This window comes from Acinetobacter genomosp. 15BJ, from assembly GCF_000400715.1.
In the GTDB taxonomy this organism is placed as follows: Bacteria; Pseudomonadota; Gammaproteobacteria; order Pseudomonadales; family Moraxellaceae; genus Acinetobacter.
This window is the reverse complement of sequence record NZ_KE007347.1, coordinates 903,676-921,000: the sequence shown is the minus strand read 5'-3', so window position 1 is coordinate 921,000 and position 17,325 is coordinate 903,676. Positions and strand designations below refer to the sequence as shown.

General features: G+C 40.5%; 15 protein-coding genes. 8 read left to right on the top strand and 7 right to left on the bottom strand.

Annotation, left to right across the window (positions count from 1 at the left end):
* Window positions 1-2 precede the first annotated feature (2 nt).
* Both yghU and F896_RS09825 read right to left on the bottom strand, forming a co-directional pair.
* Window positions 3-854 (bottom strand): glutathione-dependent disulfide-bond oxidoreductase, encoded by an 852-nt coding sequence (gene yghU, locus F896_RS09820; RefSeq protein WP_016163709.1) that lies wholly within the window; start codon window positions 852-854, stop codon window positions 3-5.
* A gap of 115 nt (window positions 855-969) precedes the next feature.
* Window positions 970-1,887 carry a LysR family transcriptional regulator gene (locus F896_RS09825; RefSeq protein ID WP_016163708.1) on the bottom strand — a complete coding sequence of 306 codons (918 nt, stop codon included), beginning with the start codon at window positions 1,885-1,887 and terminating at the stop codon, window positions 970-972.
* 110 nt (window positions 1,888-1,997) lie between these two features.
* On the opposite strand from F896_RS09825, the gene F896_RS09830 reads away from it, so the two are divergent.
* Both F896_RS09830 and F896_RS09835 read left to right on the top strand, forming a co-directional pair.
* Window positions 1,998-2,429: a CidA/LrgA family protein gene (locus F896_RS09830; RefSeq protein ID WP_016163707.1), complete on the top strand. Its 432-nt coding sequence runs from the start codon at window positions 1,998-2,000 to the stop codon at window positions 2,427-2,429.
* Window positions 2,430-2,439: 10 nt separating this feature from the next.
* Window positions 2,440-3,123 carry an LrgB family protein gene (locus F896_RS09835; RefSeq protein WP_016163706.1) on the top strand — a complete coding sequence of 228 codons (684 nt, stop codon included), beginning with the start codon at window positions 2,440-2,442 and terminating at the stop codon, window positions 3,121-3,123.
* 84 nt (window positions 3,124-3,207) lie between these two features.
* On the opposite strand, the gene F896_RS09840 is transcribed toward F896_RS09835, so the two are convergent.
* Complete coding sequence (locus tag F896_RS09840; protein WP_016163705.1) at window positions 3,208-5,436, bottom strand: TonB-dependent receptor; 2,229 nt, start codon at window positions 5,434-5,436, stop codon at window positions 3,208-3,210.
* A 256-nt stretch (window positions 5,437-5,692) separates the two neighbouring features.
* On the opposite strand from F896_RS09840, the gene F896_RS09845 reads away from it, so the two are divergent.
* The 6 genes from F896_RS09845 (at window position 5,693) to F896_RS09865 (ending at window position 13,818) form a co-directional block, all read left to right on the top strand.
* The gene (locus F896_RS09845; RefSeq protein WP_016163704.1) at window positions 5,693-7,891 is read left to right on the top strand and encodes a TonB-dependent siderophore receptor; all 2,199 of its coding nucleotides are present in this window, start codon (window positions 5,693-5,695) and stop codon (window positions 7,889-7,891) included.
* Between the two features lie 276 nt (window positions 7,892-8,167).
* Window positions 8,168-8,854 carry a hydrolase gene (locus F896_RS09850; RefSeq protein ID WP_016163703.1) on the top strand — a complete coding sequence of 229 codons (687 nt, stop codon included), beginning with the start codon at window positions 8,168-8,170 and terminating at the stop codon, window positions 8,852-8,854.
* A 78-nt stretch (window positions 8,855-8,932) separates the two neighbouring features.
* A complete protein-coding gene (locus F896_RS09855) occupies window positions 8,933-10,807 on the top strand; it encodes an amidohydrolase (protein WP_016163702.1) in 1,875 nt (624 codons plus the stop codon).
* Window positions 10,808-10,863: 56 nt separating this feature from the next.
* Window positions 10,864-11,028, top strand: coding sequence for a DUF1427 family protein (locus tag F896_RS20410; RefSeq protein ID WP_016163701.1), 165 nt, complete (start codon window positions 10,864-10,866; stop codon window positions 11,026-11,028).
* A gap of 40 nt (window positions 11,029-11,068) precedes the next feature.
* On the top strand, window positions 11,069-11,779 hold the full coding sequence (locus tag F896_RS09860; protein ID WP_016163700.1) for a YoaK family protein: 711 nt from the start codon (window positions 11,069-11,071) through the stop codon (window positions 11,777-11,779).
* Window positions 11,780-11,844: 65 nt separating this feature from the next.
* Window positions 11,845-13,818: an esterase/lipase family protein gene (locus tag F896_RS09865; RefSeq protein ID WP_016163699.1), complete on the top strand. Its 1,974-nt coding sequence runs from the start codon at window positions 11,845-11,847 to the stop codon at window positions 13,816-13,818.
* A gap of 50 nt (window positions 13,819-13,868) precedes the next feature.
* Here the strand turns inward: F896_RS09865 and F896_RS09870 are convergent, their stop codons facing one another.
* From F896_RS09870 to F896_RS09885, 4 genes are all read right to left on the bottom strand, one after another.
* Window positions 13,869-14,294 carry an SgcJ/EcaC family oxidoreductase gene (locus tag F896_RS09870; protein ID WP_016163698.1) on the bottom strand — a complete coding sequence of 142 codons (426 nt, stop codon included), beginning with the start codon at window positions 14,292-14,294 and terminating at the stop codon, window positions 13,869-13,871.
* Window positions 14,295-14,418: 124 nt separating this feature from the next.
* The gene (locus F896_RS09875) at window positions 14,419-15,330 is read right to left on the bottom strand and encodes an alpha/beta hydrolase (protein ID WP_016163697.1); all 912 of its coding nucleotides are present in this window, start codon (window positions 15,328-15,330) and stop codon (window positions 14,419-14,421) included.
* Window positions 15,327-16,211 carry an alpha/beta fold hydrolase gene (locus tag F896_RS09880; protein ID WP_016163696.1) on the bottom strand — a complete coding sequence of 295 codons (885 nt, stop codon included), beginning with the start codon at window positions 16,209-16,211 and terminating at the stop codon, window positions 15,327-15,329. Before F896_RS09880 ends, F896_RS09875 begins: the two co-directional genes overlap by 4 nt.
* An 18-nt stretch (window positions 16,212-16,229) precedes the next feature.
* Window positions 16,230-17,282, bottom strand: a complete 1,053-nt coding sequence (locus tag F896_RS09885; RefSeq protein WP_016163695.1) for a sugar phosphate isomerase/epimerase family protein — start codon at window positions 17,280-17,282, stop codon at window positions 16,230-16,232.
* Window positions 17,283-17,325 lie beyond the last annotated feature (43 nt).

The following is a 17,325-nucleotide window of genomic DNA, read 5'->3' as shown; positions in this document are numbered from 1 at the left end:
TCTTATTGAAGTTTATCTTGTGTATTGGTATCAAAATCACTTGCATCATGGCGTTCATGCAGTTGGGTTTCCAAGTCTCCGAAAGTACGGTTGACCATTCGTCCTCGTTGTACAGCGGGACGCGCCAGAATAGCATCTGCCCAGCGCTGTACATGTTGATATTGATCTACAGCTAAAAATTCATCAGCATTATAAACCCAACCTTTGACCAGACTCCCATACCAAGGAAAGGCGGCAATATCCGCAATGCTATATTCTGAGCCAGCCAAGTACTCATGTTGCGCTAGATGTTGGTCTAAAACATCCAATAAGCGCTTGGTTTCCATAGCAAAGCGATTGATTGCATATTCAATTTTCACAGGCGCATAAGCATAAAAATGTCCTAAACCACCACCAAGGTAGGGTGCACTTCCCATTTGCCAAAATAACCAATTTAGGCATTCAGTACGTGCAGCTAAATCAGTTGGAATAAAGGCTTTAAATTTTTCGGCCAAGTAAAGCAAAATCGAACCTGATTCAAAAATACGTAATGGTGGATTTTGACTATGATCAACTAATGCTGGGATTTTAGAGTTGGGGTTAATTTCGACAAAGCCGCTACTGAATTGTTGTCCTTCTCCAATTTTAATTAACCAAGCATCATATTCAGCATCTTGATGTCCCAAAGCTAAAAGTTCCTCAAGCAGGATCGTCACTTTCTGGCCATTTGGCGTTGCCAATGAATACAATTGAAGCGGATGTTTACCAATAGGTAATATATGTTCATAGCGGCTGCCAGACGTGGGTTGATTTAAATCAGATTTTTCTCCAGTCCATTGCCAAACTTGCGGGGGGATATAGTTTGAATCACTCATTTTTATTTGCCATATGATCAACAGATCATTCTAGTCTAGGCGAGCTGACCCAAGATTGGGTAGCTTTTTTGTGGCAAAGCTTTATCCATTTTTCTAAGAATGTTATTCCTCTTTTTCACTCGTCTAACTTGGGCTTAATCTTTTGAAAATGTTGATGAATCACACTGAGCCACGCTTGTACTGCAGGAGAGACAGGAAGGTTCTTTTTCCATGCCATGGCCAAATGCCATTGAATATTGGGCTTTTCCAGTGGGATTGCTGCGAATAGAGTAGGATCAAGCATATCGGTATAATATTGGGGTAGTAGGGCAATACCCATACGTTGTAGCACCATATCAGCCAGTAAATTCCATTGACTGGTACGGCAAGCAATAGTTGGATAAAAGCCATGCTGTTGGCAGGCTTCAAGAATGATACTGTTGAGCGAAAAATTTTCAGGAAACATCAGAAAGGATTGATGTTGCAGTTCTTCCAGATTTATTTCCTTCCGAGTTGCCCAAGTTGCATCTCGTCGTAATAGCACCATCAGTGGGTAATCACATAGTTCGATACTGTTAAAAATTTGATGGTCAAACGGCTGTAATAACACGCCGACATCGAGTTCATTATTTAACAAGGCCTGTTCAATCCCTCGAGAACCGACTTCGAGAAATGCAAGTTCGATATCTGGCCATTGCTGATGATAATCAAATAGGGCTGTGGTGAGTAGTTGCGAACCGAGTGGTGGCACACCGAGTTTTAAGGTGCCTGTTTTTAATTGTTGGTAATTTTCGATTTCTAAAAAGATATTTTGTTCTGCTTGCAATAATCCTACGGCATGTTGATAAACACGTTGCCCGATTTCAGTCAATTCAACCTGTCTTTTTCGACCATGTTCAGGTTTTACAAACAATGCGACCTGAAGCTGTTCTTCAAGCTGTTGCAGCATTTTACTGATGGTCGGCTGTGTCAGGGAAAGCGCTTCAGCAGTACGGGTAAAGCTTTTGCTGTTTACTAAGCTGACAAAGCATTGTAATGATTTTAGTGAAAGCATAACAAACCTAAAATTATTCTATTTAGGCATAATTTTAACATGAATAATTCATATTACATCGATGTACAGTGGATAAGATAATCATGTTGTTCACCATTTGATGTTGTTAAATGAGTACCAAAGCTGTTTCTAAATCTCTCCCACAAAACTCACTCTTGGCATTAATTAAACAAATTCTGATTCTTGCTGGATTCTGGTTGGCAGGTTATGTCTTAAACCAGAAACTCGGTATCCCAATTTCAGCAGGTATATTGGGTATGTTTCTATTGCTTTTCAGCCTGTTTTTTAAAGTCATTAAGATGGATCAAGTGGCAATTGGCGCTACCTTTGTTTTAGGCGAGCTATTGCTGTTTTTTGTACCCGTTGTAGTAGCGGTAGTGCAATACAAAAGCCTGTTTATGACGGAAGGCTGGCAAATTGTATTGAGTATTGCCGTCGGTACTATTCTGGTCATGTTAAGCACCTGTTTAACCATTCATTATTACAACCGCTTAAAAAGCTACCTTCACACACGCAAACGTTTTCAGCATAAGCACATCTAAGGCAGTCAATATGAATATTTGGTCAATTGTTTGCTTGATCTGGACGCTGATTGCTTACATCGTGGCAAAGCGTGTATATCAAAAACATCCTCAACTATGGTTATCACCTGCAATTAGTGTGCCCGTACTCACGATTCTGTTGATGGCGATCTTCGGAATTTCATATCAAACTTATGCACAAGATACACAGTGGATTGTGAATTTACTCGGTCCAGCAACTGTTGCTTTCGCCGTGCCAATTTACCGTTATCGGGAAACGATTCGTAAAAACTTGGGTGTCTTGTCGATTGCGATTGTGGTTGGGATGAGTGTTGGTGTGATGTCTGCCTACGAGATGGCAAAGTTATTTCATTTTAGCCCTGAAGTGACCAATAGTTTGATGGCACGCTCTATTTCAACACCTTTTGCCATGATTTTGGCAGAAGATATTCATGGTTCAGCGGCTTTGGTTTCTTTATTTACAGTGATTACAGGCTTGGTTGGGATGATTTGCGGTGATGCTATTTTAGCGATTACCAAAATCCGTTCCAATGTGGCAAACGGCGCAGCATTTGGTAATGCAGCACATGGTTTTGGTACGGTAAGAGCACAGCAACGTAATAGTGAAGAAGGTGTGATCGCAAGTTTAACCATGGTGATTGCGGGTATTTTGATGGTACTGGTTGGGCCATTTGCGATTCATTTATGGATTTGATGCAGCCAACTAATTTAGTATTCAAGCTGAAGAAATTCAACAAAGTAAAAGATAGCCGCTTTTGAGCGGCTATTACTTTTTAAATTACCACTTATGACTATAAGACACTTTGAGCGTTATACCATTCGCTAATAAGTGACTGGTATTATTACTATTTCTCATCAGTTGACTATAGAGCGGGTAATACTGATTATTAAATATATTTTCTAAGCCAATAGTCATGGTGTCCTTTTTGTTTAGTGCGAAGCTGCTGAGTAAGTCTGCAGTTGTGTATGACTTCACATCATAACGACCAAAACTATTCACACCATTTAAGCGATAATCTTCTGCGCCGAAATAAGTCGCCTGTAGACGGTTAGTCCATGTATCTGTTGGGCTATAAGAGATGTATCCAGTGAGTTTTAATGGTGGAATACGATAACCTGTCATATCTTGCTCGGTATTACTATTCTGCGGTGTTTCACAACCTTTCATCCAAGTAACACTACCACCAGTTCCCCATACTTTAGCATCGTCAAGATAGTCAAGCGTTGCTTCAACACCCGTCACTTTTTCTTTTGTTCTGGCCAGCACTAAACCATTGTTAAATGACTGAACACCGCCTAGATCTGATTTGGAATGGAACACCGCTAAACTAGAACTAAAATTATTAAAATGACCATTCCAGCCAAGTTCATAATTATCCACTTTCACTGGCTCTAAAAATGAAGAGGCTAAGTTAAAGCCTACGTTAGCATTTCGAATGACAATACCAACATCGGGTAATTGGAAACCTTGATTAAAGGAGGCGTAAATCGAGTGTTCATCGTTTGGTGCAAAGCTGACATTCGCGTTGTACAGCCAAGCATCTGCTTTAACTTTTCCACCTTGTACCGTATATGGATTAGCTTTGCCGAGTTGGGACAATGGAATAAAGCTGTCAATTTTGGCATAGCTGTCTTCATAGCGTGTACCTACTTCCGCTGACCATTGGTCACTGAAACGGTGCTTTAATTGAGCAAATCCACCGATACTTTGAGTGGTGAGTTCTGGTAGGTAGATCAATTTGCCATTTTTGACAAATTCCAGACCACCAGACTGATCATAAATTTTTGGATCAAAAGTATCTAATGGCATTTCACTTTGTTCACGGCTAAAGTCACCACCCCAAACAATTGAGGTGTCGCCCAAGAACTCAAGTGGTGTATTGACCGTTAAACGGCTACCCAGCACATTATTGTCTTGGTATACCTGATCCACTTGTCCACCGCGTGTTGCCACTTTACGGGCATCAAATGGAGCAAAACGAGTAAAGAAATCTCGGTAATAGACTTGGGCATCTACTTTGTTGCCAAAAAAATCTTTATTCGAATAGGTTAAATTGTAGATTTGGTTTTCGTTCTTATTCTGGTCTTTTAGTTTAAGCCCCTTAATTGCTTTGGCAGGAACGCTTCCCGCAGGGAGTTGGGCTACACTCGGATCAGATGCATAGTCTGAGTCTTGTTCAGCGTTATAATAATTTGCGGCAAACTGAAGATATTGATTGTCATCGATGTGGTAACCAAGCTTGGCGCCCACACTATAGGCATCGGCATCAAACTGGTCTCCCTGACTAGGTTCAGGGGCAACACGTCTGCCTCTTGCATCATAGGGGCTACCAATATGCTGGTAACCAAAATCTAATGCATAATCGAAGTTATTAAGGCTGCCAGAAAAATATTGATGGATGTCACCACTCAAGGCATCGGAGCGAAGATTAGTTAAGCCACTTTGCAGTCCAATCACTGTTTTTGCTGTAGGTTCACCACCTGCAGCTTTTGTGCTAATGGAAATTGTACCTCCAGCTGCACCACTGCCATATATAGCATTACTGCCACGGATGACTTCTATACTGCTAATACTTTCAGGATCAATTGCAGAAAGTCCTCTGGAGGTGTCTCGGGTTAAATTCATGGGTACGCCATCGACTAAGATCAGCGCATTACGACCACGTAAAGTTTGTCCATAATCGGTAATGGTACGACTTGAATCAGATAAACCTGGGACTATTTTTGCTAGTACAGTGGCAATATTTCCTGAAGAGGAGTTTTTCAAAAGTTCAATTTGTTTTTCATCTAATTTGGTGACTTGCTTTGCCGAGGAAGAAAGTTCATCTGCACGTGAAGCTGTAATGGCAATGGTCGGCAGTACTTCTGAGCCTTTCTCAGAATTCGTAGTTTCTATAGTTGAGGCGGCAAAAGATGAGTTGGATAAAAAGATAAGTCCACTGATTGATAAAAGTGGAATGAGCTGTTTGACTTCATTTTTCCGGTTTAACAGTTTATCTTTTATCATCTTATTTCCTTTGATTTTACCCTGAGATTACTTTTAAATTGACGGAATTGTAATTGAGAATGATTCTATATTAAAAATGTGCAAGCTTATACTGAACTCAAGCAACACTTATTTCTTTCATTGATTTTGTATCGAAAAATTTTCTAAAAAAGTGAGATATGTTGCATAACATGCTTGTTCAATTTGGGAAAATTGTGAATACTCAAGCCCGTAAAATTCATGCTGTAAGATTATCTTTTGGGGTTAGACAACGACTGTGAAAACGTATCCATTTTCTCGTTTACAAAAAGCATTATTGGCGGTTGGTTCTTTTTCATGTCTTGGGCTAAGTTCCATATCAGCCTATGCTGAAACTGAAGGTGATACACCGCGATTAGCACCCATCACAATAAAAGCCCAAACAGCAGGGGGTTCCTATTATCAACCGACTGTTAATTTATCGGGTTTTACTCAACAAAATCTTGCTGAAATTCCAGCTTCTATCAGCACAGTAACCGCTGCACGGATTGCAGATCAACATGCAAAAACACTATCAGATGTTGTTAAAAATGATGCAGCTGTTGGTGATGGTTATGCGCCAATTGGTTATTACCCCAATTTTGTCATGCGTGGCTTTGCTTTAAATTTAGGATCGAGTTACTTATTGAATGGTAACTTGCTACGAGGTGAGCAAAATGTTGCACTTGAGAATAAAGAACAGGTTGAAATTCTAAAAGGTATTAGTGCTATTCAAAGTGGGATGTCTACGCCTGCTGGTGTGGTTAACTATGTGACCAAACGTCCCAAAGATATTCGTTCGGTCACCGTGGAAACAGATAGTCATGGCGGTAATCGTGTAGCCGCGGACTTAGGTGGTCTGCTCGGTGCAGATCAGCAATTTGGCTATCGAGTCAATCTTGCCAAAGAAGAAATTCATCCCTATGTCGAGCATGCCAATGGACAACGTTGGTTTGGTTCTGTCGCATTGGACTGGAAAATTTCAGATCGCTCAAAAATCGAATTTGATCTCGAATCACAACGCCAACGTCAACGATCAGTACCGGGTTATCAATTGCTTGATGGCAAAACAGTACCTACAGATGTTGAGTGGAATCGTTTATTGGGGCATCAAAGCTGGGGTAAACCTGTTATTAATGAGAGTCTGAATACGGGTTTAAAGTATACTTACCAAATAAATGATGACTGGAAAGCAAATCTTGCAGCGTCACAAAGTCGAGTGGTGGTTGATGATTATTCAGCATTTGCTTGGGGATGCTATAGTGAAATATGCCAAACAACGGGTCTAGGAAATAGCTTTGATCAAAATGGCAACTATGATATTTATGAGTTTCGCAGCCCTGATGACAGCTATCTAACCAATCAATTTAAAGCTGGATTAAACGGTAAGTTCGACACAGGGTCATGGCAACACAAACTCAACTTAGAGTTATCACAAAGCTATAAGCGCCATGCACAATATGATGCGATTAATGAGTTAGTGGGTACGGGAAATATTTATACTGATCCTATTCAATATACACCGAGTGACAAGAAGCTAGGCCAGCATTACAAATCATTAAATAGTCAGCAAACAGCCTTGAATGTATTAGATCAGATTGATTTTAATAACAATTGGTCAGTTTTGGCGGGCGGAAAGCTTTTGCATTTAAATGAAGATGCTTATGATGCAGAAGGGAACAAAATCAGAGACACTAATTTTAATCGCTTTTTGCCGCAGTTTGCAGTGATGTATCAGCCTTGGCAACGTACTCATGTATATGCTTCCTATGCCAAAGGTTTAAGTGATGGTGGACAAGCACCATGGTTTGCTACAGGCAACCCAGATAAAGGGATTACGGGCAATGCTTTTGCAACTTTAGCGCCTGTACATTCAACACAGTATGAATTGGGGATTAAGCAGCAATGGCAAGATGTACTTTTTACGGCGGCTCTGTTTGATTTAAAACAGGATAATCAATATACCAACGCAGACAATTACTATGTTAGCGAAGGTCAACAACATAATATCGGTCTGGAACTCGGTGTACAGGGGCGGCTGGGTCGAAATCTCGATATGACATCGAGCTTGGCACTTACTCGTTCACGTTTAAAAGACCTAGCTGTTGCTGAATACCAAGGGCATCAAACCCAGAATGTACCAACAGTTCGTTTCGCGAGTTATCTATCTTATCAACTCCCACAAGTCGACGGGTTGCGCTTGTTGGCCGGTATGCAGTACAGCGGCAGTAAATATGCAGAGAAAACAGGTACTGTAAAAGTGTCGGGCTATACGGTATTTAATGTGGGTACAGCTTATAATTTCCGTGCTTATGGTTATGACAATACCTTGAGATTAAATGTAGATAACCTATTTAATAAAAAATACTGGCGAGATGCAGGGAGTTTCTTCGGCGATGATTATTTATTCCTTGGCACACCTCGCACGGCACAATTGTCATGGACTGTAAATTTCTAACTTACTTAAAAATATAGACATTCTCTTTATCTATAAAAGATAAAAGATAAAAGAATATTTTGAAAAGACCAGTTAAGTTATTAGCTGGTCTTTTTCTTTAATGCCATACAGAAATAATCTTTATCAGTGTTTCAATAAGTATGAAATATCACGTAAATTCAATATTTTTGTTTTATAAATAGAACAATTCGTCTTAATAATACTGCTGTGTTCTTTTTCTTAATTTGCAATATTAATCCTGTGTTCAGAAAACATCGATAAACAAGGAAATTCAATATGAGCCATTCAAATTTAGAACTATTGACTGCACAAAACTGCCAAATTATTTTTATTGATCATCAGCCACAAATGGCATTCGGGGTACAGTCGATTGATCGTCAAGTACTTAAAAACAATACAGTCGGTTTAGCAAAAGCTGCTAAAGTTTTTGATATTCCATGCATCATTACAACCGTTGAAACAGAAAGCTTTTCAGGTCATACCTATCCAGAACTGTTAGATGTATTTCCTCAAGCACCATTATTAGAACGTACTTCAATGAACTCTTGGGATGATCAGAAAGTGCGTGATGCCTTAGCAAATAATAAACGCAAAAAAGTAATTGTTTCAGGCTTATGGACAGAGGTATGTAATAACTCATTTGCTTTAAGTGCGATGCTGGAAGGCGGTTATGAAATTTACATGGTTGCAGATGCTTCAGGTGGTACTAGCAAAGAAGCACATGATTATGCAATGCAACGAATGATCCAAGCGGGTGTCATTCCAGTGACATGGCAACAAGTTTTACTTGAATGGCAACGTGATTGGGCAAAACGTGATACTTATAACGCAGTGATGGATATTGTTCGGGAACATTCAGGTGCCTATGGGATGGGTGTCGACTATGCATATACCATGGTACATAAAGCAGCGGAACGTACCACTTCACCCCATGAAGTATTGGCACCGATTGCAGCGAAATAATTAAAAATGGTGGAGGCATGATATGCCTCCACCACCTAAAACTGAAAATAATAAGGCTAGGTTCGGAGGGAATGACTGATGTCAGACGTTCAATTGATTTTAAGAAATGCCAAAATAACCACCCTTGATGAACAGACTTCAGAGGCGCAAGCAATTGCAATTGCTGATGGAAAAGTTGTAAAAACGGGCAGTGATGATGACATCATGCGCTTATCAAACAGTACAACCAAAGTGATTGATTTAAATGGTCGTCGAGTCATTCCTGGTTTAAATGATAGCCACTTGCATATTATTAGAGGTGGTTTGAACTACAACATGGAGTTGCGTTGGGAAGGTGTTCCTTCACTTTCAGATGCATTGAGACTGTTAAAAGAGCAAGCAGAGAATACACCAGCACCACAATGGGTGAGAGTCGTGGGCGGTTGGACTGAATTTCAGTTTGTGGAAAAAAGAATGCCGACATTGGAAGAGTTGAATCGAGCAGCGCCAGATACTCCCGTATTTGTCTTACATCTTTATGCCAGTGCTATGTTGAATCGTGTTGCACTTAATGTGCTGGGCTTTAATAAAGATACGCCAGACCCACCAGGTGGAAAGATTGAGAGAAATGAGAGGGGTGAGCCGACAGGACTACTTCTCGCGACACCATCTGCAATGATCCTCTATTCTACTTTAGGAAAGGCACCAAAACTGCCGCTTGAAGACCAGGTCAATTCTACACGTCATTTTATGCGTGAACTAAATCGTTTAGGTATTACCTCCGCAATTGATGCAGGTGGTGGTGGCCAAAATTATCCTGATGATTATGAGGTGATTCAGTCTCTGCATAATAATGATCAAATGACAGTTCGGATTGCTTATAACTTATTTGCGCAAAAAGCAGGAGAAGAACTTGATGATTATAAAAAATGGACGGAGATGACATTCCCCGGTGATGGCGATGAATTACTGAAGGTAAATGGCGCAGGGGAAAACCTGACATGGTCAGCAGGAGACTTTGAAAATTTCTATGAACCACGACCAGACTTACCTGAAAAGATGGAAGCTGAACTAGAAAGCATTGTTGAGTTACTGGCTGAAAAGAAATGGCCATTTCGCATACATGCCACCTATGATGAAAGTATCAATCGCTTATTGAATGTTTTCGAGCGCGTCAATGGTAGGCAGCCTTTTGCGACACGTTTCATTATCGATCATGCTGAAACTGTTTCAGATAGAAATATAGAACGGATTGGTGCTTTAGGTGGTGGTATCGCGATTCAACATCGTATGGCTTATCAAGGTGAAATCTTTGTTCAGCGCTATGGTTTGGACGCTGCAAAATCAACTCCACCTGTGAAAAAAATGCTGGAGTTAGGCGTGCCTGTTGGTGCAGGTACTGACGCCACACGTGTTGCTTCATATAACCCATGGGTCTGCTTAAGTTGGTTAAGTACAGGCAAAACAGTCGGTGGTTTACCACTTTATGATGAACAAAATCTATTAGACAGAAAAACAGCGTTAAAGCTCTGGACCAAAGGTTCTGCTTGGTTCTCTGGAGAACATCAGCACAAAGGTGCGTTAAGTTCTGGTGAGCTTGCTGATCTGATTGTGCTTTCAGATGACTACTTTGCTGTGGAAGATGATGAAATTCAATGGATTGAGTCTGTTTTGACGGTGATGAATGGCAAAATTGTCTATGCAGGTGCAGAGTTTAAGGATCAAGATCCATCGATTCCACCGGCATCACCAGATTGGTCACCAGTTAAACGTTTCGGTGGGCAATGGCGACAGTCAGAAAATCGCAATGCACCTTCGTTATCACCGTTACAAAGTAGCTCGGCAGCGTGTGCGTGTTCTAGTAGCTGTGGTATGCATGGGCATAGCCATGCATGGATACTGGATGTGCCCATTAATGACAAAGACAAAAAGTCTTTTTGGGGTGCATTGGGCTGCTCTTGTTTCGCTTTTTAACTTGGAAGCGCAGATAGATTTCACTTTATTTTAAGTGAAATCTAGGGAAAAGCACGATGAAAATGTATTTGATCTCTTTAGCTGCTGGGCTTTTGGTCGGTGTCATATATTACTTGTTGAGTGTTAATTCACCAGCACCACCATTAGTGGCATTGTGTGGCCTGTTAGGAATGGTCATCGGTGAACAATTACTTCCTGCGCTAAGAAATTTGATCAGTTGAAATTTAGCCGAATATAGGCTTGTTTTTTAGGAATTAGAAGATGGATGAGATTATAAAAAAACAGCCCTTAAGCTTATGGGACAGTTGTCGAGATCCTGTGTTACTCACTGTCGTTGGTGGTGCAATTGATACCATTGGTTTTATCGCACTGTTCGGCTTTTTCACTGCACATGTAACAGGAAACTTGGTACTGGCTGGGGCAGCATGGGTGAGTGGTGGGTCTGGTATCTGGATCAAACTTGCTGCGATTCCATTGTTCATTGTGACAGTGGCGATCACCAAATATTGTATCGATCGTAGTACTCAAAAGAGTAAGACGCTGAGTTACCTATTTCTTGGTGAAGCCATTTTTTTAACAGGCTTTATGCTGTCTGGACTTTATTTCGAGCCGTTCAACAATGCAAATAGCCTTACAGTCGCACTTACAGGTGGTTTGGGTTTAATTGCCTTGGCAATTCGAAACACATCAAGTAAAACTCTAATTAAACACATTAGTCCAAGTACAATGATGACAGGAAATACCACCCAGTTAGGGATCGATATTTCGAATTATATGAGACAGACCAATCCTGAAAATAAACGGAAATTATTACAAAGCTTAAGCATCGTTGTCGGTTTTATTGTCGGTGCGTTTTTGGGAGCGATTCTTTATGTTTACCTCGATTTTTGGAGTGTCGCTTTCTTTATCATTCCTGTGCTTTATTTGGCCTATCTTGCAGCCCATCATCGTTTTGTTCAGCCTGAAACATAAACGGACAGAGTTAGATATATATTCAGTGCTTTGTTGTTGAAGAGTGATGTATGAGGTTGTATCGCATGGTAATCAATAGAAAAACGCTAATAAAGGGCATTGTTTTGCTTTGTCTCTTTTACAGCTTATCTGCCTGTCAGCTCGTCAAACTTCAACAACGAAGTTTAAGCGCATCCTTAACCGATAAAACTCAAAGCATCTTAACGAGACCTCAATTAAGCGATGCTTCACAAAATACCTTGCTTCTTACTGGTATTCCAGCCAATGAATGTATCAATCAGCCCGATAGATGTGTACAGGCTATAGAAAAAAAATTAACTGACAATAATGAACAGCGTTATGCTGCAGCCAGTGAAGTGTATTTGGCTCAGGCTCTACGGTTAAGTGAAGAAAAAAAATGTCATGTATCGTTGTTGGAAAGACAGCATTCAACGAAACAAAATCAGTGTTTAGATCAAGTACTGACTTTACTTGATCAAAGTATCCGTTTTAGCTATGCCTATTTATTTGAAACGCAACATACACCTCAACAGCGTATTTTTGATCAGAGGCAAACGCAGGTTCGGCTTTTTTATAATGTGGCACTTTCACGATTGATTACGACGGCTTATTTACGCTATCAATTTACTCAGTTTCCAAAACAATTGCTCATTAATCAGCATCGTTACTCTTTCAATTTCGATGATTATCCAGAATTAGCAACGACAGATATTCAATTACTGCAGTCGAGCTACAATATGCATTTTTCTGGATTTTACAGTGTCAATCGTCGAGATGGCTTTGGTTCTGAATTTGTGTTGGTTGCAAAGAATAAGCAGCCTTTCAACTCAGATTATGTTTATGATCCAGAAACCTTTTATGCTGCTCAGGAAAATCCATATATTCATACAGCTAGATATTTATCTGTTACTGCTGTAGCACAACCATTAAAACAGACCCAAGTTGAAGATTTACTTCGAAATGCGGCTTTAGAAATCAAGCTGATAGATCCTTTTCGCCATGATGAGGTTCAGGTCGCGGATGGGAATTATTTATTAACAGCCAATTATTCAGCACCATATGGTCTTTGGTTGGCTGAAAATAACTTAGGTGGTACAGGCTACAAGAGCTTGATCGATCGTAAAGAACAGTTGAGCATGCCACATTTATTCATGTTGGAGCCGTATCAACCGAATAAGAAAATCATTATCTTTATCCATGGTTTAGCAAGCAGCCCCGAAGCGTGGATTACTTTGACTAATGATATTTTAGGGGATGATAACTTACGTAAGCAATATCAGGTTTGGCAGGTTTTCTACTCTACCAACATGCCGATTTTAGAAAGCCGCGCCCAGATTTATGCCTTGTTGAAACAGGCATTTTCAATGCATGATCCTAAAGATGCTGCAATGTCTGACGCTGTACTGATTGGACATAGTATGGGGGGTATTATTAGTCGCTTGATTATGGGGCAGGCTGATATCCGTCCGCAGGCTGTTGAAGCCATTAATAATGAAAAAGCCCATGACTTTATTTTCTCACCCGCCGTCAGTAAGCGCTTTATCTTCCGTCCAATTGATCAAATTAACCGTGTTATTTTTATTGCAACACCGCATAAAGGTACTGCCTATGCAGATCGCTGGTTTACACTCGCATTACGCAAAGTTATTCATTTACCCAGCAAGTTTTTAACTGCAGCCGAGGTTACGGTCAAAGAAAAGAAAATTGACTTACAGCAAATGAAAAATAACCTTTCCTCAGGCATCATTGAAAACGGACCAAGTGATTTAAGCTATCAGTCTAAATTTATGAAAATGAGTCAGGATCTTCAACCAATCAAAGGCTTAGCATACCATTCAATCATTGGTAATATCACCCAAAGCGAAGATCCCAATAAAATGACAGATGGTATCGTGCCATATACCAGCTCGCATTTAGAGGGGGCTTTATCTGAAAAAATAATTCAAGGTGGGCACTCGATTCAGGAAAAACCAGAAGCGATTTTGGAGTTAAGACGAATTTTAAAATTACATGCGAAACAGCATCCCTTGCCACAATGATGGTTTAGTGCACAAGAATGTAATGATGGAAACGAAGTAGTCTCTAAATTTTAGTCATCTCTTAAGATTGCTTGCCCAGTTCTTGGGTTGGTGAGGGTCACATTTTCTAAGGCACGAATCAGCCAAGATCCATTCTGTTTGCTGAGAACGGCAAGAATCAATGTATCCACTTGATGTGGGCCGGCTGGATGAGCAGTGCCAGCGGTTAATCTGCTCCAAAAATGCATAATGACCACATCATCTGTGATTGGGCTCAGCTCTATGATTTCATTCTGAAGCGTCGAATCGCGATAAATGGTTTCATGAATAGGGCTGTGCAAGGCAACAATTGCTTTTACACCTTTTACATAGTGACCAAAGCGATTCACAAAACTTGCATCCTCACAGAATAGCGATGCAAAGGCAACCATATCATGTTCATTCCAAGCCGTTTGGAATAAAAGCGGAATATCCATGGGTACAATAGCTTTAGTCATTATCATCAAACCTATTTAGTTCACGTTAAGTATCCAACAACGCTGACAAAATGTAAGACTTATGTTGTTGGATAATACCATCGTTAAGAAACTTAAAAAGTGGGAAATGAACAGCGAAGATCTGTTATCTAGCCGCTTTAGCGTATATTGCGTTCACGTCTGATGTGATCGCTAACATATGCATAGCACCATGAATCATCCCCTCTAACAAATGGAATTTTACCTCGACTCCAGCCGCCCGTAATTTGTCTGCATACTTTTCACCATCATGTCGAAGTGGATCGTATTCACATACAAAAATCGTGGCATCGGGTAAGTCTTGTAATGAATGCGCGAGCAAAGGGCTGACAAGTTCATTTACTTTGTCATACTCAGCATTTAGATACTGATCCCAACAATAAGCCATGGTAGCCGTCGTTAAGCCAAAGCCCTGTGCATAAGTTTGATAAGAAGCGTTACTCATATTGGCATCTAATGCTGGGTAGAACAGCAGTTGGTGGCTAATTTTAATTTCAGGGTGCTGTTTTGCCAGTAGACAGGCCGCTGCTGCGATATTCGCTCCAGCACTGTCTCCAGCAACTGCAATACGGTTTTTATCAAGACCAAATACCGATGCATTTTTTTGAATATAAGACAGTGCCGTAAAAAAATCGGTCAATGGGATTGGGAACTTAACTTCTGGCGCTAAACGATAGTCGACGGAAAATATAACTTGTGCTGTCGATTCCGCCAGTAAACGACAAGCCCGATCCCACGCATCTAAGCTGCCAAGACACCATCCACCGCCGTGAGCAAATACCATCGCTGGGCGTTGTTGTACATGTTCTAAGGCATAGGGAACATAAACACGAATTTCAATTTCCGCTTGATCCTCAGTCATGACCGTAAAGCTGTGTTGATAAGATGAATCTGTTTCAATACCTTGTTGTTGGATAATCGATTGATTTACCTGTGCTCTTAGTTCATCCAATGTGTTTGCAGCGGGCAGATCAGACTGAGACTTAAGCCAATTTTCGATTTCAATATGTAAAGTCATCTTGCTTTTTCCTGCTGTAAAAAATTAAGAATCAATGAACAAAATACTTCTGGTTGTTCTTCCATAATGAAATGTCCACAATCCTTGACAATTGCACTAGATAACTGAGTACTCACTTTTTTCATGGTTTCATAAGGCGCATCATTTGTGGCATGCTCGGCACCGATTGCAAATACGGGCATGTTTAAAGTCTTTGCTTCCCTTATTTTATTTTGGCGAATAGTTTCAGGGATAGCTCGATAGTAATTAAAACCTGCTGTTAAACGCCCTGAAACCTTGTACGCTTCGATATATGTTTCAGCAGCAACTTTATCTCGATGCCATGACCATTTATCAAAAATATAATTGAGATAGGTTTCTTCACGGTCCATCACTAAAGCTTCAGGCAAATCGCTAATCTGGTTAAACATAAAATGCCATAGAAAAATATTTTCTTCAGGTGAAACAAAAATTGGGGGCGGTGGAGCCAACCCTGGAATTACAGCTTCTGTGACTGCAAGACGAGTGACTGATTCAGGAAAGTCGCAGGCGAGTGCATAGCCAACCCACATCCCGATATCATGCCCAATAATGGCATAGCTATGATGTCCAAGTTCAGACATCAAGCTAGATAGAATTGTGGCAATGCGTCCAGTATCGTATTGACCATCCAGTGGAGCTGAATATCCTGTTCCAGGTGGATCAACCGCAATTGCTTGATAACCATGCTGAGCCAGTTTGGCCATGACATGTCGCCATGCATACCATGTTTGAGGCCACCCCGAAATAAGTAAAACAACAGGACCATTTCCTGCGGATACGTAATGTAATTTTTTACCTTCAATATGGATGTAGTGATGATTAAATTGATTTGATAATTTTTCAGTGTACGTTGTCATCATTATTTCTCGTTCTAGGTCTTAAATGCCCAATAATTGGTTGATTTGTGATTGATTCACTGGCGCAGCTGCAAAGTCATCAAATATCTTGTCGGTCACATGGATAATATTTTGTTTAATAAATTCAGCACCTTCGCGTGCACCATCATCTTTATTTTTTAGACAACATTCCCATTCTAAAGTTGCCCAACCCTGATAGTCGTTATGCGCTAATTTTGAGAAAATCGATTTAAAATCAACTTGACCATCACCTGTAGAACGGAAGCGGCCGGCTCGATCGCCCCAATTTTGATAGCCACCGTACATGCCTTGACGACCTGTAGGTGTGAACTCAGCATCTTTTACATGGAACATACGAATGAAGTCCTTGTAGATATCTAAGTATTCTAAGTAGTTCAGTTGTTGAAGAATAAAATGGCTAGGGTCAAACAAGATCTGACAACGTGGGTGATGATTGGTACGTTCTAAAAACATTTCAAAGCTAATGCCATCATGCAGATCTTCACCAGGATGAATCTCATAGCAAAGATTGACATCGTATTCATCACAGGTATTTAAGATGGGAGTCCAACGGCGCGCAAGTTCATCAAAAGCTGTTTCGATCAACCCTTCAGGACGTTGGGGGAAGGGAAAGATATAAGGCCATGCTAAAGAACCAGAGAAAGTTCCCATATCATGTAGCCCTAAACGTGCAGAAGCTTGAACCGAAGCTAACATTTGTTGTTCAGCCCATTGGGTTCTTTCTGTTGGTTTGCCATGCAAATATGCGGGTGCAAAACCATCACATAACGCATCATAAGCAGGATGAACCGCCATTAATTGACCAAATATATGCGTGCTTAACTCACTAATTTGCAAACCGTTTTGATCTAAAATGCCTTTGATCTCATCACAATAATTCTGACTTTCAGCTGCTAAATTGACATCAAATAATCGTTTATCCCAAGCAGGAAGTTGAACAGCTTTGAAGCCATTCTCCGCAACCCATGCGGCAATACTTGCTAAATTATTGAATGGAAAAACATTATCACTGAACTGCGCGAGATGAATACTTGGGCCTTTGATTGTTTGCATCTTTGAAACTCGATTAGTTGTTGATCGACAAACAATAGGCTTT